Below are 20,470 nucleotides of genomic sequence, written 5' to 3' on the forward strand. Positions count from 1 at the left end.
AAAAATGATTGAAAAAATTATAGACTTTAGCATTAAAAACTTTTTTTTAGTTCTCATAGGTACAATATTTTTAACTATTGCATCTATATGGGCTCTTAAAAATACACCGCTGGATGCATTGCCTGATCTGTCACCGCCGCAAGTTATAGTAAAAATAAATTGGGCGGGACAATCCCCTGAGATAATAGAAGACCAAGGGACATATCCGCTTGTTTCGCAGTTTTTGGCAATAGCGAATATAGATACGGTTCGCGGATACTCTACTTATGAGAACGGTTTAATATATATTATTTTTAAAGACGGCACCGACCTTTACTGGGCAAGAAGCCGTGTGCTTGAACAACTCTCATCCATATCTTCAAAACTGCCTGCATCTATGGAAGTAAATCTAGGTCCTGATGCAAGCGGAGTAGGCTGGGTTTATCAATATGCCCTAAAATCAGACAGCCTAAATTTGGCACAGCTTAGAACTTTACAAGATTACTACTACAAGTATGCCCTGATGGGGGTTGACGGTGTAAGTGAGGTTGCAAGTATAGGCGGGTTTGTGCCGACTTATCAAGTTAGCATAAACAATGACAAACTAATCAGATATAACCTTAGCATCTCTGATGTTGCAAAAGTATTAAAGAAAAACAACAATGATACGGGCGGAGGCATCTCAATTCAAAACGGCTTTGAATGGATGATTCAAGCTAAAGGTTACCTTGAGGGAATCGATGAAATCAACAACTTGGTAGTTACACAAAAAGCCGGTGTCCCTATAATTTTAAAAGATATCGCAAGAGTTGAACTCGCTCCCGCTCCAAGACGCGGTATAGCTGATTTAAACGGTGACGGCGAAGTAGTAGGCGGAATAGTGATGCTTCGTTACGGTGAAGATGTTTACTCTGCCATCAAACGAATCAAAACCAAGATGAATGAACTTAAAGTTGACGGGGTTGAAATCGTAGAGGTTTATGAGAGGGCATCTCTAATTGAAAAAGCGATTGATACTTTAAAATCTACACTTTTAGAAGAGAGTTTGATAGTTGTACTCATAATCGGGCTGTTTCTACTGCATCTTCGCTCATCATTGATTGTACTTATTATTTTGCCGCTAACCATAGCTATAACGTTTTTACTTATGAAACTCTTTGGCATCGGCTCAAATATAATGAGCCTTGGAGGAATCGCAATAGCAATAGGTGCGATGGTAGATGCATCTATAGTTATGATAGAAAATGCACATAAAAGTATCCATAAATTTGAAGAAATATTTGAGAGAAAACCTACAAACTCCGAAAGAATCCAGATAATTTTGGACTCCTCAAAACTGGTTGGAAGACCTATATTTTTTGCACTGGCACTTATAGTCGTATCTTTTTTACCTATATTTACACTCACATCCCAAGAGGGGCTTCTTTTTACACCTCTTGCATTTACAAAAACTTTTGCCATGAGTGCAGGGGCGATTTTAAGTATAACACTTGTACCTGTTTTAATGGTATTTTTTATAAAAGGCAAACTTCCGCGTGAGAATAAAAACCCGATAAACAGATTTTTTATTTGGATATATAACCCTATTTTAATATATGGATTTAAAATAAAGTATTTGATTTTTGCTTTTGTATTAGTATCCTTAGCATATCTGTATCCATTATATAAAGATATGAAATGGGAATTTATGCCTATGCTAAATGAGCAAAGCTTTATGTATATGCCTGTAACACCTTATGGAATCTCTGTAGATCAATCCAAAGCACTTACCCAAAAAACAGATAAAATCATCAAAAGTTTTCCGGAGGTTGAATCTGTTTTTGGAAAAGGGGGACGTGCAGATACTGCAACTGATCCCGCTCCACTTGGGATGCTTGAGACTATCATAACTCTAAAACCACAAAACCAGTGGCGTGAAGGCGTTACATATGAGAGCTTAAAAGCAGAGATGGATAACGCCCTGCAAGTTCCCGGACTTATAAACTCTTGGACATACCCTATTCGCGGTCGTATAGATATGCTGCTCTCGGGTATTCGTACACCACTTGGCATCAAACTCTACGGCAAAAGTTCAGAAGGCTTGCAAAAATATGCACAGCTGATAGAGTCAAAACTTAGAGATTTTGACTTAAGTGAGTCTGTATTTGCCGACCAAGCAAGTAGCGGATATTATTTAGACATAGATATAGATGAGACAAAACTTGCAAGATATGAAATAACAAAAGAACAACTGCTAGAATACACATCAATTGCTATTGGCGGTATGAAAGTCTCAACCTTATATAAAAATCTCGAACGCTACCCGATTACTATACGTTTTGAAGATGCACAAAGAAAAGATTTAGAGTCTATAAAAAACATTCAAGTAAAAACACCCTTTGGTTTTTTACCTATAAAAACTTTTGCAGATGTATCTTACAGACAGAGTGCGTCAGTTATTAAAAGCGAGAAAGCCCTTCCTGTTACATTTATAGCTATAACGCCTAAAGAGGGTGTAACACCAAGCGAGTACAAACAAAAAGCAAAAGAACTTTTAAAAGACGTAAACTTAGAAAACGGCTACTATATTGAGTGGGCGGGTCAAAGTGAGTATCTTGAATCTGCTATGGCTAAGATTATATGGATTATTCCTGCCGTACTTGTTATTATTTTAGTACTAATCTATTTTGCTCTACGATCAGTCTTTGCAACAGTACTTGTGTTTTTCACTTTGCCTTTTGCACTTCTTGGCGGACTTATATATATAGATATGCTGGGATATGCCATGAGTATAGCCGTAATAGTCGGCTTTTTAGCCCTGCTTGGAATAGCAGCCGAGACTGCGATAGTTATGATAGTTTATCTTGAACAAAGTGTAAAAGAGTATAGAGATACCTTTAGCGACAGTTTTAGTAAATCGCATCTTAGAGATGCTATATATGACGGTGCGGTTCAAAGAGTTCGACCAAAACTTATGACCGTATTTGCCATTTTGGCAGGGCTTTTACCGATCATGTATATAGACGGTGTAGGTAGTGAAGTTATGCAACGCATCGCCGCACCGATGATTGGCGGAATAGTAAGTTCTGCAATTTTAAGTTTAATAATTATCCCTATTGTTTATGAGAGTTATATGAAAAAAAGGTTAAAAGATGAGATATAGTTTTGTTATTGTTTTAGTTAGTTTGTTATTTTTGTTTGGCGGATGCGAGAAAAAAGAGGCTAAAAAAGAATCACCTGCAGGTATGAAATGCGGGGCCGGGAAATGCGGGGCAAATATGTTTGAGGGCAACTCCGCACTTGATAAAAAGAAAAAAAATATTTTATCTCAGATGCGTGAAGATGACAGCAGAAAAAGTTGTGTAATAGCTGCAAAAACTACAAAAGAGCTTTATAACTGTGTACGTGAGAGAGAGGGTAAAAAACTAACTACAAAGTGTGGAGACACAAATGCACAGCCTACTATGCAAAGTGACTCAGCTATGAAATGTGCACCCGGAAAATGTGGTTAAGATAACTCTTTTTTGATTATCTCAGCTACGCGAAATGAGTTTGCATATATGGTCCAAGTATATGGCACACTTCCGCCTGTCGGCATAAATGAAGCATCTGTTACATATAGGTTATCTAACTCATGTGCTTTGCAGTTTTTATCTAAAACGGAAGTTTCAGGGTTATCTCCAAATCTGCATCCACCAGCTACTAAATTTGGCGGCGGACTTGAAGATATTGAGTAGTTTATATCGCGTGCACCCATTTTTTCTAAAATATTTACGGCTTTTTGTGCCAGATGCTCACCCACTTTTAAATCATGTGGATGTCCGTAAAGGTTTATAACTCCGACATTTACACCGTATTTGTCTTTTTCTTTATCATCTACGCTTACAAAACATTTATCACTAGGCAACCAATCGACAAATACTTCAAAACTAAGTTTTCTTGAAGTAGTTAAGGCTTTATGTATCTTATCTCTAAGCTTATCGCCCCACATGATATTTCCCTCTTCATCGTAAAACTCTCTTGCAACGCGTGATATCAAGTTTTGATGCTCAAACAAAAAGTCTGTAGTCCCGCCTTTATACTTTTTACCTTTACTTTCAAACTCATAGTCATTTTGCAAAGAGCGGTTAAAAAACAGACCGGTCTGCATCAACTCTTCTTGTTGATTTTTGTCTAAGTCTTTAAAGTCAAATCTACCCTCTCCGCTCCCGCCACCTGAAAAAATCAGATTTTTACCAACTTGTTTGTTAGAGTTAGCCAAACCGTTAGGAAAGTGTTTGTTAGCAGAGTTTAAAAGCAGACGCGAACTCTCTATAGCTTGTGCTGCAAGTACAAATATTTTTGCTTTTATAGTGTGTGATTTTTTATCTTTGTCGAAGTAAAAAGCCTCATTTATACTTGTCTTATCACTACCGAGTTTATATACAAAAGCCTCTGGAATTATCTTTGCATCACACTTTTGCAAAAGTGCAGCCCTTGCACTCCCTTTTGCTCCCGTAGCACAAGCATAACTACCGCAAAAATTGGAATATGAACACCCGTTTCTTTTTAGTGCATCCATAGGTAAAACAGCCCTTGGAGTTGCAAAACTCTCATAACCCAAATCTTCACAAGCTTTGTCAAACCATTTTGTAACAGAGTTTTCTTCCAGCTTTACGTATGGCAACTGTGGTGTACTTCTGGGCTCTAAAAACTTATGTTTTTTAATACTTCCGCTTACACCTACAACTCGCTCGACTTTTTCATATAAAGGTTCAAGTTCATCATAAGAGATTGGCCAATCTACTACATTTGCACCCTCTATCTCACCGTAAACAGATTTAAGTTTAAAGTCATTTGGCTTCAAGCGGTGAAAATATCCGCTCATCAGGTTTGATGAACCGCCTACCATCGAACCGTTCCAAAAGCTCCAAGAGTATTCGTGCCCGTCAAAACGGCTTGTTTTTCCATCTGCATCTATCTCGTTTATAATATGTTTTTCATCTTTTAGACTCGGTGTAAATTTATCTCGTCTGGATACGGCTAGTTCATCTTTTGAAAAATCTTTCTCCGTGTAGTATTTTCCTTTTTCCAAAACTACTACTTTAAATCCTGCATTTGAGAGCTCATATGCTATAGGCGAACCACCTGCACCGCTACCGATTATACACACGTCATAAATCATAAAAGCATCTCTTTTGGACGGGGGAGTCCTGTTTTAAACTCTAGCCACTGCCAACCTTGTCCGTCTGCTACACCGTAAATCGGATCTGAAAAACTAGCTTCCATTATATAAGTCAGGTTATCATGTATAAAATCTTCGCCCCAAGCTGTCTTGGATATAGAGTTTAAGACTTTTTGTCTTTTACTCGCCGATAGCTTTACATAAGTAGTATCATAAAGTAAAACTGCTTCTTCATTTAGCCATTTGATGCCGTTTTTTATAAACTCTTTATCTGTAGCACTGATTTTTGAGTGCTTTAAAACTATCTGCATATATTTTTTGACATCGATGCCCATTTTTTTACTGTGGGGAAACAAATCGTTTTGCAAGATGCTAAGTGTTTCTTTTGGAGTAGTTGCGGAGAATAGCCCACAACCGTTTGTAATAAATATGACGGAGCTTAAAAACCCCGCACTTAAAAACTTTCTTCTACTTATCATAGTTTTATTATACTAACTTTTCTCACCGAATATTATACGATCAAGTGAAAATTTACCGCCACCGTTGGCAACAAATATAAGTAAAAACAAAAAGTAGTATAAAGGTATCTCAAAGCCGTTATCGCCTGCACTAAAACCGTTTCCAAGATGCACGGTAGTTATAGCTACTACCATTACAACCATAAGCGGTATGGATATTAAACGGGTGAATAATCCGAGTGTTAAAAGTATAACACCCAAAAGTTCCGTAGATGCAGCCATATATGCATTTAACGTAGGAAAAGGGATACCTAAACTCTCACCGAACCAAACGGCTACGGAGTCTATATCCGACCATTTATTCATAGCCGGGGTATAAAAACCGTATGCCAAAGTCAACCTTGCTAAAAGAAGAGCTGCATCTTTAGCATAGTTACCGTACGAACTGAATTTTAAATATAATTCTTTACATCTCATAATATACTCCTCAAAATAGAGTATTAAACTTTATTTACATACACTTACCTGCACCGCATTTCATAGTTTTTTTAGCTTCTTTTTTGGAGCCGCACTTGGCATCACCGCATTTTTTATCTTTTTTAGCTTCTTTTTTGGAACCGCACTTGGCATCTCCGCATTTTTTATCTTTCTTTTGTTGTGTTTTCATTGAAGATCCACACTTACCTGCACCACACTTCATATCTGCACTAAGCGTTGTAGCACCCATACCCAAAAATAACGTTGCACCAAGTAAAAGTGCCGACAGTTTTACTAAACTCATCTTATCTCCTTCGTGTTAATTTCACAATATTATACAGTTAATGTGTAATGTTTGTGCAAAAAAACTATATTTAAAGTTATAAAAAATAATGCTAAAATAAATGCATGAAAATATTACTTATGGAAGATGATGCCGTTTTATCCGATATACTTCTTGACTACCTAAGAGAGTCTTGGGATGTTGATTATGCTTATAGTTCGGATGATGTATATAAATTTTTAGATAAAACAAAATATGATTTGTTTATATTTGATATAAACGTCACGGGACAAAGCGGTCTTGAGCTGTTGCGTGAACTTAGAGAATACAACAACACTACTCCGACTATTATAATAACGGCATATACCGACACAAAGCACCTACAAAAAGCTTTTGATTTAGGTGCACACGATTATATTAAAAAACCTTTTGAACTTGAAGAGTTAAATGCAAGAATAAAAAACACCCAAAAAATATTTCATTTGCAGGATAATCAAAATATTTTCATATCCGATTCCATATCTTTTAATCCATCTACAAGAGAGTTGATAAAAAATTCCAAAACTATCAGTATCAGTTCAAAAGATGCAAAAATACTGCACTATCTTATAAAAAACCCTTCACGTGTAATAAGTAATGAAGAACTTATTCAAAATATATGGGATTACGACAATATTCCAAGCGATGCGACTATACGCTCACATATACGAACATTAAGAGATGATTTAGGAAAAGATAAAATCCAAACCGTAAGAGGCGAGGGTTATAAATATGAATGATGCATCGCAAAAGTCGTTTTGGCTTTTTTTATCTTTATATCTCAGTTCGTCTTTTATACTTTTAATCACCTCGTCATATTGGTTTTACAATGCTCAAGTCTCTATGCAAAAAGCAAATGATTACTACAAACTAAAAAATATAAGCGACGAAGTAAGTTCAGAAGTCATAATGGCTCATATGATGAACAAACCGCTCTCTTTAAAAAAATATCCAAATACCTCTATTGGTCTTTTTAACAAGAAAAAAGAGTTGCTATACGGTTCCGTTATTCAAGATATAGACTTCACAAAAGACAAATATATGATAGGCGATGTTTTTTCGGTAATATCTCACGGAGCTGCAAATCATCTAAATATAGCATATGTAGTAGTTCAAAATACCGAATCTGTAGTTTCTCTCAAAAAAATCAGAGAAAAAATATTTTTTATAACAACTGCTATAGCTATGCTGATTATTATAATAGCGGTAGTTTTGGGAAAAATATTTTTAAAACCTATAAAAGACAAAATTCAAGAAATTGAAGATTTTGTAAAAGATACTACACATGAGTTAAATACACCAATCACCGCACTTATGATGAGTACATCCAGATTAAAAGACGTAAAAGAATGTAATAAAAAGAGTATACAAAATATCTCAATCAGCACAAAACAGCTTTATGATATATACTCATCACTAAGTTACATAAACTTTGAAACAAAAGAAAAAGACAAACTTGTTATGTTTGATAATATAGTAAAAGAGAGTGCAGAGTATTTTAACGAACTGATTGAGAAAAAAAACATAGTCTTAACACTCGATACTAAACCCTGTTCTATAACTATAGCCCCTACAAAAGCAAAAATGCTTATAAACAATCTACTTAGCAACTCCATAAAATATTCCCATCCAAATTCAAACATAAAGATCTATTTAGATGAGACAAAACTTATTGTTGAGGATGAAGGTATCGGTATTGAAGATAAAAAGCTAAAAACAATTTTTAAAAGGTTTACACGTGCTAATTCTTATGCAGGCGGTTTTGGTGTCGGAATGAGCATTATAGAGAGCATAATAAAAGAATATAGTTTTAAAATAGAGATAAACTCAACCGTTAACGTAGGTACTAAAATAACTATTTATTTTACAAAATCCAAGTAGTAAATCGTTTTTTCTTAATTATAATGTTTTTTATGATATTTTCTTCAAAACCATTCTTTAATGCTACATATGTTTGTCTGTCGTAGATGTCGATTTTACCGATATTTTCACCGCTCAAGCCTATATCTCCCGTTAGTGAACCTAAGATATCTCCTTTTCTTAGCTTGTCCTTTTTTCCGCCTTCAATCACAAGAGTTACAAACTCCGGTTGCATTTTAAAAGTTGATGTATCCGAAAAATTATCTATTTTTAAAAATTCTCTTTTTTCATCTTTGTATTCATCTGCTTTTTCTAACTCTTTATCTATGTAAAGAGTTATACTGATGCCCTTTGCACCTGCACGACCTGTCCGACCTATTCTATGTGTGTATGTCTCCTGAGTAAAAGGCAGGTTATAGTTTACAACCATATCCAAATCTTTTATATCAAGACCACGTGCAGCTACATCGGTAGCTACTAACACAGGGCAACTTTTGTTTGAAAACTGTACTAACACGTCGTTACGCTCATACTGTTCCAAGTCTCCGTGTAAAGCAAGGGCATCTATGTTTGAGTCTTGAAGTTCACCCGCCAACTCATCACATTCTAGTTTTGTATTACAAAAAACAATCACATCGTTTGGTTTATATCTGCTAAAAATTTCAACTAATGTTTTAACTTTTTCATTTGCTTTAACTTCGTAAAAATACTCGCTAATCTCATTTGGAACTTCTTGCAAATGGGCTTCGACCTCTATAGGATTATCCAAAATACTTTTACACAGATCTTTTATCTCATCTGGATACGTTGCCGAGAAAAGAAGAGTCTGTCTTTTCTTTGGTGCAAAATCTATAACATTTTGAATCTCTTCTATAAAACCCATATCAAGCATCCTGTCAGCCTCATCGAGTACCAGCATATTTAAATCTTGAAGACTTAAAGAGTTTTTGTTCAGATGCTTTAAAACACGTCCGGGCGTACCTACTATTATATGTGCCTGATGCCTGAGTGAACCAAGTTGAGGACCAAAAGCCACACCGCCGCAAAGTGTTAATATCTTAATATTGTGTGCAAATTTTGCAATTTGGCGAAGCTCATTTGCAACTTGATCGGCAAGTTCGCGGGTAGGACAAAGTACAAGGGATTGGACACGAAATTTTTTAATATCAAGGTTGCTTAAAAGTCCGATGCCAAAAGCTGCGGTTTTACCGCTTCCTGTTTTTGCTTTGGCTATTAAATCATTTTTTTTCAGTATAAAAGGAAGAGCCTTAGCTTGAATCGGTGTCATATGTTTGTAACCGATTTTTTCCAAGTTTTTAAGCATTGCGTCTGTTAAATTTAAAGAGGAGAAGTTTTGTGTATTCATAGTGAAAGTATATCTTAATTAACAAACTTATACATCATAATTGAAGCCGCTACGGAGACGTTAAAACTTTTAACATCTTGCATCATCTCAATATTTACAACCTCATCACAAACTTCTAGTACCTCTTTTGATATACCGTGTCCTTCACTTCCCATAATCAACACCCATTTATCACTGACTTTTACATCTTTTAAAGGTATCGAATTTGACGTTAATTCAGCTGCATAAATTTTATAACCTTCAGCTTTTAGTTTATCTATGGTTGAAAGAATATCATCATAGATGCAATACTTTAATCTGCTCATATATCCCATAGATACACGCAAGGCACGTCTTCCGTACGGATGCGGTGATTCTTTTGGTAAAAGGTATGAGCCGACACCGAGACCTGCCATACTTCTAGCTATTGAGCCGACATTTTCACTCGATGTTATATTATCAAGCATTAGTATATTTTTACCGAGTTCATCCAAAGCATTTTCTTTTGGACGAATACCCTGCAGCATACAGTTATGATGAATCTTATGTCCGACCAATGTCTGCATCTGCTCTTTTGTTGCCTCGTAACAAAGCAAATCGTCTCTTTGCTCCAAAAGTGATTTAAACTCTTCAAAATACTCTTTTGTAGCCAATATACTTTTTAGCTCCAATTTGCTTTTTAGCTCCAATTTGCTTTGCAAAAGAATATTCACAACCTTAGGAGAATCCGCCACAAAAGAGTTTAACTCATCAAATGCATTATCACGCATCTGATGGTATATTTTTAAGTTTTTATCATTTATATTTTTTATTTTAATCAACTCCATTCTTTATGGTATCATACGAAAAATAAAAATATAGATATTAGTTACAAAAATTAGCTAAAATACATAAATTATAATATTAAAAATATTTGGGAAATAGATTAGATATATGAAGATAGTTTTTGCTTTTTTTTTAGTATTCTCACTAAACCTGTTTAGTGAAGATTTTAACGACGGCGGATTTGAAGATGAGTTTGAAAATGAATTTTCGTCTAAAACTTCTGCCGTAGAGGTATATGACCCGCTTATAGGCTACAATCGTTTTATGACAAACGTTAATGATAAGTTGATGATAAGTATCGTCGAACCGGTAACGAACGGTTATAGATATATAATGCCTTTTTGTGCCAGAAAATCGATATATAATTTTTTTGAAAATCTAAATTATCCCGTAAGCGTTACAAGCAATCTCTTGCAATTAAAGTTTAAATACTCTTTTACCGAAACCGTACGTTTTTTAACAAACTCTACTCTTGGTATTTTAGGTTTGTTTGACGTGGCAGATAGCTGGTTTGGAATAAAACCGCACAAGGAAGATTTAGGTCAAACACTCGGATACTACGGCGTAGGTTCAGGTTTTCCTATAGTTATGCCTTTTTTCGGTCAATATAATATAAGAGATCTTTTTGGAAACATAACAGATAACTATTTAAATCCCAGCTATCATGCAAGTATGAAAATTAATGATGATATGGTATCATACGCCACTTATACTCTAGTAAGGGGATATAAAGATATAAACGAATACTCTCTAGGTGATACCAGCTATAGCGATTTAACCAAAGGCGCTATAGATTTATATCCGTTTATCAGAGATGCTTACGAGCAAAACAGGAACAAACTAATAGGGGAATAAAATGAAAATATTTGTCAGCTTTTTGCTTGGTATTTTTTTACCGATTTATCTTAATGCCCAAAATGCAGATGAAAAACTTCTTTTTGACAAAATGGCCGTAATATCAAATAATTTTTACGAAATTTTAAACGATGATAAAAACGATGCTAAAACCAGAAGAGAAAAAATCATCCAAGAAGTAATACCTCTTTTTGACTTTAAACTTATGGCTAGATTATCTTTAGACAAAAATATCAGAAGTTCCATATCAAAAAAACAATATCACGAATTTACAAATATTTTTGAAGACTATATTAAAGATTTTTACCTAGATAGAATTGATTTGTTAAAAGGAACTTCTTCAAATGTAAGAGAATCAAAACAAAACAAAGGTAACCGCGTTTTTGTAAAGGCTACTATCGACGGTGATTCGGGAAGCACACTTGTTATTTATAAGTTTTACAAAAACAAAGAACAAAAATGGCTTATATATGATTTGGAGATTGCAAACGTCAGTATTTTACAAAGTTACCGTTCACAATTTAAAAGTTATTTAAGTGAGCACTCATTTGAAGAGTTGCTTACAAAACTAAAACAACAGACATGATAAAAGATTTATACAGCAAGATTGTTTTTAAATATACGAAATATACGCTTTTTTTTATATTTTTACTTGTTGGTTTTTTAGCTTTTGAAGCTTTTAAGCTAGAGGTTGATGCATCCGCTAAAACACTTCTTTTGGAAAACGATAAAGATCTTGCTTATTCAAGAGAAGTTTATAAGAGATACAAATCTCAAGACCTGCTTATGATAGCATATACGCCAAAATCTTATCTTTTAAGCGATGACACATTAAAAAATATTAAAAAAATATCTTCTGATTTGCAAAAGCTTCCGCTTGTAGATTCCGTTAACACTATTTTAAATATTCCTCTTCTTGAGACCTCCAAGCTCTCTTTTGAACAACTTGCAGAAGGGGCTAAAACTTTAGAAACAAAAGGGATAAATAAAGATGAGGTAAAAAAAGAGCTTTTAAACAACCCATTATATATCGAAAATTTTGTAAGTCCGGATTTTAAAACAACTTCAATTATGATTAACCTAAAAGACAATTTCTCAAAAGATGTCCAACATAAAAATATAGTTGAAATCCGCTCCATTATGAAAAAATACCAAGCAGATGCAGATATGTTTCTCGGCGGTGCTAATATGATAGCCGACGATATGATATCTTACGTCAAAAGTGACTTAAAAAATTATGGGGTTATCGTACTTTTTTTACTTATTTTAATTTTATACGTAGTTTTTAAAGAGATTAAATGGGTACTTCTTCCGCTTATCATCCTTTTTGCGGCTATTGTTTCATCAATAGGTCTGCTTGGACTATTTGAATGGCAAGTTACCGTTGTTTCATCAAACTTTATATCTTTTCAGTTAATTTTAACCACTTCAATTATCATTCACTTGGTAGTTAGATATAGAGAGTTGGCATCTAATTCAACCAAACTTATTCAAAAAGACTTAATTTTAAAAACAGTATCGTCTATGGTAAAACCTACTTTTTTTGCCGTTATTACTACCATAGCAGGTTTTTCATCTCTCGTACTATCAGGCATCTTGCCCGTAATTAACCTTGGATGGATGATGAGTGCGAGTTTGGTACTATCATTTTTTCTTACATATATTTTATTTGGTTCACTTATGGTTTTTCTAAAACCCTCCCCTCCGAATAAAACATTTGAAAAACAGTTTGCAATAACTCAACTTTTATCAAATATAGTTCAAAAACACTACAAGGCTATATTTATTTTAAGTTTTTTAACAATACTCTTTAGCATCAGCGGTGCTTCCAAACTCGTTGTAGAGAATAGTTTTATAAACTATTTCAAATCTTCTACAGAAATATTTCAAGGTATGAGTATTATAGATAAACAGCTTGGAGGTACTACTCCGCTTGACGTTACGATAGATTTAATAGAAGACACGACTATACAAGAGACTTCCCAAAAACAAAAGAACTCTGCTTTTGGAGAGTTTGAAGAAAATATGCTAGATGATTTTGAAAACGAGTTTGAAACCAAAGAGCAGGAAAACCAATACTGGTTTACATCTACAAAGATGCAAAAAATAGAAAAAATTCATGCCTATTTAGAATCAATACCCGAACTTGGGAAAGTCCTCTCTTTTGGAACTGTTTTACGGGTAGGTAAAACGATAAACAATAATGAAGACCTTGGGAACTTTCAACTTGCCCTTTTATATAACGAATTTCCTGATGATTTAAAAAAACAGATATTAAACCCGTATCTGAGCATAAAAGACAATCAGGTCAGATTTACCATACGTATAGTCGATTCAAATCCCGACCTACGCAGGGATGAACTTTTAAAAAAGATAAGAGCAGAACTTCACGAAAAAGTAGGTATAAAAAAAGAGCATATTCATCTATCTGGACTTATGGTACTTTATAACAATATGCTTCAGAGTCTTTTCAAATCTCAAATACTAACTCTAAGCGTTATGGTTATACTTTTGTTTGTTATGTTTTGGAGTATTTTTAAATCTTTTCGTATAGGTTTGGCTGCAATTATCGCAAATATTATCCCTATTGGTATAGTATTTGGATTTATGGGTTGGTTTTCAATTCCGCTTGATATGATGACGATAACCATTGCATCTATCAGTATCGGTATAGCCGTGGACGATACTATACACTATCTGTATAGATATAAAAACGAGTATTTAAAATTTGGAAACTACATAGATGCGATGCAAAGTTCACATACAAGTATAGGTCATGCTATGACTTATACCTCGCTTGCTATCTCTATAGGATTTTTAGTATTGGTTTTATCGGAATTTACACCGACTATATATTTTGGTTTACTAACCGTTGTAGCTATGCTTGTAGCTCTTGCAACAGACCTTCTTTTATTGCCAAGACTTGTAATTAGCCTAAATGCTTTTAAAGGAGTAGCCAAAAAAGCAAACTCTACTTTCTAGAGTTTAGCCCTTTTGTTACCGCATCGTTTATTTCACTCTTATAATCCGGATTACCTCTCGTAAGTTCTCTGTCAAATTTTAAAACGATATCTTTAGTGGCATTTTTATGTCTGCATAAAGATATCATCATCTCCATATATACATCAAATTGCGGATTTAACCTAAGTCCCATTTTATCGGGGATTTTTCCATGATGTTTTATAACCAAATCCACTGCTTCGGAAAGCTGAGCTTTAGAGGAGTTTCTATTTCTTATAATGTGTCTAAGTGAATTTAAATCTATTTTCTGTTTTGATTTATCGGATGATTTTATATTTATAGTTTTTGTTTTTTTAGTATTGCTTGGTTTTAGTAGTATGAATAATAGACCTCCAAGTATAATAACTAAGCCTGCTATTGCCTGAATTAATAAACTAGCTTCCATATTACTACCTTTTATGGTGGACAACGAGGGATTCGAACCCTCGATAGGTTGCCCTATACTCGCGTTCCAGGCGAGCGCCTTCGACCACTCGGCCAGCTGTCCTTGAAGTACAAACGTGATTTTACAATAATTTTTCTAATTTATCATTAAACAACATAAGATATTAGTTAAATAAAATGCTATTTAAAGATGAAATGGTTACAATTACATATAAAATTGTAATGGGGAGAAACATAGCTTGTTAAACTTTGCCTCTTTTTTGAAACTGCTTAAAGAATCTTTTAGAGACTTATTGCCTATTATATTGGTAATCTTATTTTTTCAATTAGCAATCATACAAACTATACCGGAAAACTGGTTAAGTACAACAATCGGTTTAACAATCGTAGGTATCGGTTTAGCCGTATTTTTACTCGGTCTTGAAGTTGGGATTTTTCCTGTCGGTGAGGGTTTAGCCAGAGACTTTGCACATAAAGGCTCAACATTCTGGATAATACTTTTTGCCTTTATGATAGGTTTTGGTACAACCGTAGCCGAACCTGCACTTGTCGTAATTGCCGAAAAAGCCGCAGCCATAAGTAGCGGTCGTATAGATGCATTCACACTTCGTATGGTTGTAGCATTTTCCGTGGGGTTTGCAATAGTCCTTGGTGTTTGGAGGATTATTAAAGGTCATCCTATTCACTATTATATCATTGCAGGTTATATTCTGGTCGTAGCTTCTACAACGATATCTCCGCATGAAATAGTAGGTTTAGCATTTGATTTAGGCGGTGTTACAACCTCAACGGTAACTGTTCCGCTTGTTGCGGCACTGGGCATCGGTCTTGCATCTACAATAAAGGGTCGCAATCCTGTACTTGATGGTTTTGGGCTTATAGCCTTTGCATCGCTTACGCCTATGATATTTGTACAGTTTTACGGTATATTTGTATATGAGTATGTTGAAGCAACACAAACCGTAAAAAAAGTCGCTTCCCATTTGGCTGAAACATCTACGGCATATAATCTTTCAATTATAAACATACTCAAAGGTATTTTAGCGGTTATAGGAGATGTGGCTCCTATTCTTTTGGTTATTTTATTTTTTCAATACGTTGTACTAAAAAAACCAATTGAAAATTTTAGAAACGTAGTTATAGGTTTTGCTTTAGTTATTATCGGTTTAGATGCTTTTATAGTCGGTTTGGAAATGGGTCTATTCTCACTAGGTGAGATGATGGCATTGCAACTGACACAAAATGATTCTCACGTAATTATCTACTCATTTGCATTCGCGATAGGTTTTTCGACGACTATGGCCGAACCCTCACTTACTGCTATTGCAAAAAAAGCCCAACAAATATCCGACGGTAAAATAAACGATTTTGTTCTTCGAGCCTTTGTAGCTTTGGGTGTAGCACTCGGTATCGCTCTTGGTGCGTTTAGGATTGTACACGGTGGAGATATTGTTTACTATATCTCTGTGGGTTATATCTTTGTTATAGTATTAACATTTATCGCACCAAAATATATAATCCCTATTGCATATGATAGCGGCGGGGTAACTACATCTACCGTAACCGTTCCACTAGTTGCGGCACTAGGACTCGGGCTTGCTACAAACATACCCGGACGCGATCCGCTTATTGACGGTTTTGGGCTAATCGCTTTTGCATCTCTTTTTCCGATGCTAACTGTTATGAGTTACGGTGTTATAACCGAAAAGATGGGCATCAAAGGACAACAGGAAAAAGAAGAGTTGCATATGGAAGAGCTTCGTCATGCACTTGAACATGCAGAAGACATGGGTCTATCTACCGTAAATGTTCAAGGAACAGATAAAAGACATTCTTATACGATGCAATTTTCCGCGGTACATGTTATTGTACCTAAAGACAGAGAAGATGAAGCACTTATAGCGGCTAAAGAAGCAGGAGCAAGAGGTGTGACTATAATGCAGGCTCACGGAATGGGACTTGAAGAGATGGATAACTTTTATACTCGCCTTCATAGCGATGCAACAGATTCAAACCTAATGTTTATTACGCCGACAAGAAACGTAGAGAGTATAATTAAACGAATTATGAAAGACTTGGATATTACGGGTGAGGGTGACGGTATCGCATATTCATACCCTATCACACACCTAAAAGGTTTAACCCTAAAACTAGCAGACTTATAGCCTGATGCTATAAGTCGTATTCAAACCTGTTTATGTCTATATAACATTTTTTATCTTTTAGCAGAATGCTTTCATCGCCTTTTTCTGCTTTTTTGACAAAGTCTTTGATTATTTTTTTACGTTTACTTTTTTTAACGTCACGTGATTTTAAAAACTTATTAAGTGATATCCATTCCTCCGCTTCTATTTCAGCTTCCACACTCTCGGCAGTCTCAATAGTAGGTTTTGTTTCCAACATAAGATTAGATGAAATCATATTTATTATATTTTTTAGCTGTTCATCTTTTTCTTTATAAATATTTTCTATCTTTATACGCTCCTCAATAAGCATCTGCTCTTTTTGGTCACGCAGAGTTCTAGTTTCAGTTTCAAGTTTTTCCACTTTATTTTGAAGTTGTGAATTTTGTTCTTCTAAAAGTTTATAATACTTCGAATCTGTATGAGTATTATTTGACCTGTTTGTAGTTGTTTTTTTAGACGGCTTGGTCGTAGCTTGTGAATCAGAATCAACCATGACATATTTTTGTCCATCTTCAACTTCACTTACCAAAGAACCACGTCTTATTCTGTTATGAATTGCCTCTTTAGATACACCAAAAAACTCTGCAGCCTCAGCTATACTCATCTTATCCATCGTATCTCCAATTATCTCATATTTTCAAATGTTAGCGGAGCTTCCCACTCGCTTGAACGAATCTCTTTTATAACCTTTTGCAAATCATCAAGATTTTTACCCTTAACTCTTATGCTGTCACCCTCTATCTGAGCGGTAACTTTTAACTTCATTTTTTTGATATCTGCCGTGATTTTTTTTGCTTCTTTAGTCTCTATATAATCTACGACTTTAAATGTAGCTTTTCTTGTCCCACCCGATGCATCTTCAACTTTTAACTCGTCCAAAACTTTTGAACTAAGACCCTGTTTTAAAAACTTGGATATAACGATATCTTTAAGTGCATCTAGTTTGTTATCGCTTGATGCTACTAAAATAAGAAGTTTCTCTTTTTCTCTAAAGTTAACTTCATACGGTGTGCCTTTAAAATCATACCTGTTTGCCACTTCCCTATCAACAAGATTGATTGCATTTTTGAAATTTTGCAAATCTATTTTTGCCGTTATATCAAACGAGTGTTCTTTTGCCATAACATATCCCTTTAATTTTATTTCATAAAATGAAAGGAAACCCTCCATTTATAAATAACACAAAAAAGAGTAATCTCTTTTGTTACGTTATCACTAGGATTCCTTCGGCAGGAAGCCCAATTGCACTTGTGCAATTTATTATTTGAGGATATTATAACACAACTACTAACTAAAGAAAGTCAAGTCCCCCGTCAAAGCTTCCAAAGTTTGGATCCATATAACCGTATTGGGTAGATTTCATTCTCAGTTTTTCGATATCGGCTTTGCTTGATATATCCTGTGGACAAACCATTGTACACTCGTTACATAAGGTACAATCCCAAATACCGTTAGTTTGAATAACATCTATTTTTTCTTTTGCATCCGAATCTCTAACATCACTTACGTATTTATACACACGTGTTAGTGAAAAAGGACCTTTAAACTCGGGGTTTACCGCATATACCGGACAAGCACTGTAACAAGATGCACATAGTATGCAGTCACTCTGCACCTCATTTAGTTTTTCATTTTCTTGAGTGACATCAGGTGTAGATGCACTTTTATTTATCCAAGCTTTTGACTTTGCATTAAACTCGTAAGCCTTGTCCATATTTACAACCAAATCACGTATAACTTCTACATTTTTTAAAGGCTCTATGACATCACCTTCTTGAACTTTATATGAACAAGCCAGTACCTCTTTTTCATTTACACGCACTGCACAGCTACCACAAACACTGCTTCTGCATCCGCTAGAGTATGTAAGAGTAGGATCTATTTTTGTTTTTATATAATTAAGAGTCTCTAAAAGCGTCGCACCTTTTAACTCTGAAACATTGTATTCTACTAACTCGTCTCTTTTTATTTTTATGTTCATGATGCTACAACTCCGTTTATATCTACTATCGTATGCTTGGCATAGGCTTCATTTTCATTTGGAAAATCACTTCTATAGTGAGCACCCCTGCTTTCTTCTCTATCAAGTGCGCCTTTTAAAACAAGTCTGGAGAGTTCTAACATATTTTTAAACTCTAAAAACTCTATTAGGTTTGTGTTATAGATTTTAGACTTATCTTTTACACCCATTAGATGTAGTTTGGATATATAATCTTTTATAGTTTTTAAACTCTCTTGCAAACTTTTTTTATCTCTTGAAATACCTACGTTTTTATAAAACATATCCCCTAAAGCAGTTCTTGCTTCATAAAAATTTATATCGTTTGTATAAGTATTTATTTCATCTAAAATATTATTCGACTCTATTTTATCAACACTGGCATCTACACTAATATTTTTAGCATAATCTGCGGCACTTACTCCCGCTTCGCGTCCAAATACTACTAACTCTAAAAGTGAGTTACCGCCCAAACGGTTTGCACCGTGGACTCTATGGTTTGCACACTCTCCACAGGCAAACAAACCCTCAACTTTGGTTTGTGAGTTTTTATCTACCTCTATACCACCCATCGTATAATGCGCTACGGGTTTGATAGGGATTAAATCATATACGGGATCTACATTTTCATAAAGTTTTGCCAGTTTTCTCTCTTGGGGAAGTTCTTCATCTATAAACTCTTCGCCCAAGTGACGGATATCTAAAAATATATCCTCACCCTTTTGCATCTCTTCATGGATGGCACGGGCTACTTCATCACGCGGTAACAATTCATCTACAAAACGCTCACTTTTGGAGTTTAGCAGATGCCCGCCTGCCCCACGGGCAGATTCGGATATTAGGATAGATGAGTTTTTAAGTGCCGTAGGATGAAACTGAACAAACTCCATGTCGCTGACTCTTGCTCCTGCTCTAATTGCCGCAGCTATACCGTCTCCGCTTGTTCCTACTGCATTTGTCGAGTGTTTATCATAGATGCGGGCATAACCGCCTGTTGCCAAAACAACAGCATTTGCACTATATACTTCTACTTCGCCGCTGCGTTTGTTTAAAACACTAACACCTTCAACTTTGTTTTGCTTAGTTATAATATCTAAGAGAAATCTGTCATTTATAATTTCAATATTTTTAGAAATAACCTGATCATAAAGAGTATGTAAAATTTTTAAGCCCGTATAATCTTGTGCATAACAAGCTCTGTCTCCACTTGCACCGCCAAGACGTCGATGTGCGATTTTTCCATCTTTTGTGCGTGAGAACTGAACCCCGATATTATCCAACCACTCTACTGCATCTACAGCTTCTGTGCAGAGTTTTTTTACTTCCTCCTCACTGGCGATTCCGTGAGCTGATTTTAAAGTGTTAGCAATGTGTGCTTCAACACTGTCGTTTTGCGAGTGTTTTAAAACCGCGTTTATACCGCCTTGTGCCATAGATGTTTGAGCACGTGTTGGATAATCTTTTGTTAAAACAGTAACGTCTGCACCTGCTTCATGAGCATTTAAAGCCGCAACAAGTCCGGCTCCTCCGCTACCTATAACTAAAACTTTGTTTTGCATATTTATAACTTCCTTATTCAGAGTTATCCTTTAATTAGATGAATTATACAAAAATTT

General features: G+C 35.1%; 19 protein-coding genes and 1 tRNA gene. 8 read left to right on the forward strand and 12 right to left on the reverse strand.

Annotation, left to right across the window (positions count from 1 at the left end):
• Positions 1–4: 4 nt before the first annotated feature.
• Together FJR48_RS11560 and FJR48_RS11565 are read left to right on the forward strand one after the other, a co-directional pair.
• Positions 5–3,121, forward strand: a complete 3,117-nt coding sequence (locus tag FJR48_RS11560; protein ID WP_152308275.1) for an efflux RND transporter permease subunit — start codon at positions 5–7, stop codon at positions 3,119–3,121.
• Positions 3,111–3,470 carry a hypothetical protein gene (locus tag FJR48_RS11565; RefSeq protein WP_152308276.1) on the forward strand — a complete coding sequence of 120 codons (360 nt, stop codon included), beginning with the start codon at positions 3,111–3,113 and terminating at the stop codon, positions 3,468–3,470. Before FJR48_RS11560 ends, FJR48_RS11565 begins: the two co-directional genes overlap by 11 nt.
• Here FJR48_RS11565 and FJR48_RS11570 read toward each other — a convergent pair.
• From FJR48_RS11570 to FJR48_RS11585, 4 genes are read right to left on the reverse strand one after another with little or no spacing between them, the layout of a single operon-like run.
• Complete coding sequence (locus FJR48_RS11570) at positions 3,467–5,122, reverse strand: GMC family oxidoreductase (protein WP_152308277.1); 1,656 nt, start codon at positions 5,120–5,122, stop codon at positions 3,467–3,469. The genes FJR48_RS11565 and FJR48_RS11570 overlap by 4 nt on opposite strands.
• The gene (locus FJR48_RS11575; protein ID WP_152308278.1) at positions 5,119–5,601 is read right to left on the reverse strand and encodes a gluconate 2-dehydrogenase subunit 3 family protein; all 483 of its coding nucleotides are present in this window, start codon (positions 5,599–5,601) and stop codon (positions 5,119–5,121) included. The genes FJR48_RS11570 and FJR48_RS11575 overlap by 4 nt, the downstream gene beginning before the upstream one ends.
• 12 nt (positions 5,602–5,613) lie before the next feature.
• Positions 5,614–6,057 carry an HvfX family Cu-binding RiPP maturation protein gene (locus tag FJR48_RS11580; protein ID WP_152308279.1) on the reverse strand — a complete coding sequence of 148 codons (444 nt, stop codon included), beginning with the start codon at positions 6,055–6,057 and terminating at the stop codon, positions 5,614–5,616.
• 34 nt (positions 6,058–6,091) lie between these two features.
• Positions 6,092–6,361 carry an HvfA family oxazolone/thioamide-modified RiPP metallophore gene (locus FJR48_RS11585; RefSeq protein ID WP_152308280.1) on the reverse strand — a complete coding sequence of 90 codons (270 nt, stop codon included), beginning with the start codon at positions 6,359–6,361 and terminating at the stop codon, positions 6,092–6,094.
• A gap of 104 nt (positions 6,362–6,465) precedes the next feature.
• Between FJR48_RS11585 and FJR48_RS11590 the strand changes: the two genes are divergently transcribed.
• Together FJR48_RS11590 and FJR48_RS11595 are read left to right on the forward strand one after the other, a co-directional pair.
• Entirely contained in the window at positions 6,466–7,119 is a 654-nt protein-coding gene (locus tag FJR48_RS11590) for a response regulator transcription factor (protein WP_152308281.1), read from the forward strand.
• A complete protein-coding gene (locus FJR48_RS11595; protein WP_152308282.1) occupies positions 7,112–8,260 on the forward strand; it encodes a sensor histidine kinase in 1,149 nt (382 codons plus the stop codon). Before FJR48_RS11590 ends, FJR48_RS11595 begins: the two co-directional genes overlap by 8 nt.
• Here the strand turns inward: FJR48_RS11595 and dbpA are convergent.
• Together dbpA and FJR48_RS11605 are read right to left on the reverse strand one after the other, a co-directional pair.
• Positions 8,244–9,605, reverse strand: coding sequence for an ATP-dependent RNA helicase DbpA (dbpA, locus tag FJR48_RS11600; protein ID WP_152308283.1), 1,362 nt, complete (start codon positions 9,603–9,605; stop codon positions 8,244–8,246). The two genes, FJR48_RS11595 and dbpA, sit on opposite strands and share 17 nt — an antisense overlap.
• Before the next feature lie 14 nt (positions 9,606–9,619).
• Complete coding sequence (locus FJR48_RS11605; RefSeq protein ID WP_152308284.1) at positions 9,620–10,411, reverse strand: TrmH family RNA methyltransferase; 792 nt, start codon at positions 10,409–10,411, stop codon at positions 9,620–9,622.
• Between the two features lie 106 nt (positions 10,412–10,517).
• Between FJR48_RS11605 and FJR48_RS11610 the strand changes: the two genes are divergently transcribed.
• Genes FJR48_RS11610 through FJR48_RS11620 form a run of 3 tightly spaced genes read left to right on the forward strand, consistent with a single transcriptional unit; the run spans position 10,518 to position 14,246 of the window.
• A complete protein-coding gene (locus tag FJR48_RS11610) occupies positions 10,518–11,264 on the forward strand; it encodes an MlaA family lipoprotein (RefSeq protein ID WP_152308285.1) in 747 nt (248 codons plus the stop codon).
• Between the two features lies 1 nt (position 11,265).
• On the forward strand, positions 11,266–11,850 hold the full coding sequence (locus FJR48_RS11615) for an MlaC/ttg2D family ABC transporter substrate-binding protein (RefSeq protein ID WP_152308286.1): 585 nt from the start codon (positions 11,266–11,268) through the stop codon (positions 11,848–11,850).
• Positions 11,847–14,246: an efflux RND transporter permease subunit gene (locus tag FJR48_RS11620; RefSeq protein ID WP_152308287.1), complete on the forward strand. Its 2,400-nt coding sequence runs from the start codon at positions 11,847–11,849 to the stop codon at positions 14,244–14,246. The genes FJR48_RS11615 and FJR48_RS11620 overlap by 4 nt, the downstream gene beginning before the upstream one ends.
• Here FJR48_RS11620 and FJR48_RS11625 read toward each other — a convergent pair.
• Together FJR48_RS11625 and FJR48_RS11630 are read right to left on the reverse strand one after the other, a co-directional pair.
• Positions 14,236–14,670, reverse strand: coding sequence for a hypothetical protein (locus FJR48_RS11625; protein WP_152308288.1), 435 nt, complete (start codon positions 14,668–14,670; stop codon positions 14,236–14,238). The two genes, FJR48_RS11620 and FJR48_RS11625, sit on opposite strands and share 11 nt — an antisense overlap.
• A gap of 14 nt (positions 14,671–14,684) precedes the next feature.
• Positions 14,685–14,772: transfer RNA gene (locus FJR48_RS11630), tRNA-Ser, on the reverse strand.
• A 136-nt stretch (positions 14,773–14,908) separates the two neighbouring features.
• Between FJR48_RS11630 and FJR48_RS11635 the strand changes: the two genes are divergently transcribed.
• On the forward strand, positions 14,909–16,834 hold the full coding sequence (locus FJR48_RS11635) for a DUF1538 domain-containing protein (protein WP_152308289.1): 1,926 nt from the start codon (positions 14,909–14,911) through the stop codon (positions 16,832–16,834).
• A 7-nt stretch (positions 16,835–16,841) separates the two neighbouring features.
• Here the strand turns inward: FJR48_RS11635 and FJR48_RS11640 are convergent, their stop codons facing one another.
• The 4 genes from FJR48_RS11640 to FJR48_RS11655 form a co-directional block, all read right to left on the reverse strand.
• Positions 16,842–17,468 carry a DNA-binding protein gene (locus tag FJR48_RS11640; RefSeq protein ID WP_152308290.1) on the reverse strand — a complete coding sequence of 209 codons (627 nt, stop codon included), beginning with the start codon at positions 17,466–17,468 and terminating at the stop codon, positions 16,842–16,844.
• An 11-nt stretch (positions 17,469–17,479) separates the two neighbouring features.
• Positions 17,480–17,977: a YajQ family cyclic di-GMP-binding protein gene (locus tag FJR48_RS11645; protein ID WP_152308291.1), complete on the reverse strand. Its 498-nt coding sequence runs from the start codon at positions 17,975–17,977 to the stop codon at positions 17,480–17,482.
• 169 nt (positions 17,978–18,146) lie between these two features.
• Positions 18,147–18,836 carry a succinate dehydrogenase/fumarate reductase iron-sulfur subunit gene (locus tag FJR48_RS11650; protein WP_152308292.1) on the reverse strand — a complete coding sequence of 230 codons (690 nt, stop codon included), beginning with the start codon at positions 18,834–18,836 and terminating at the stop codon, positions 18,147–18,149.
• Positions 18,833–20,413, reverse strand: coding sequence for an FAD-dependent oxidoreductase (locus tag FJR48_RS11655; protein ID WP_152308293.1), 1,581 nt, complete (start codon positions 20,411–20,413; stop codon positions 18,833–18,835). The genes FJR48_RS11650 and FJR48_RS11655 overlap by 4 nt, the downstream gene beginning before the upstream one ends.
• Between the last annotated feature and the right edge of the window lie 57 nt (positions 20,414–20,470).

Origin of the sequence: Sulfurimonas lithotrophica (assembly GCF_009258225.1) — a bacterium.
GTDB lineage: Bacteria > Campylobacterota > Campylobacteria > Campylobacterales > Sulfurimonadaceae > Sulfurimonas > Sulfurimonas lithotrophica.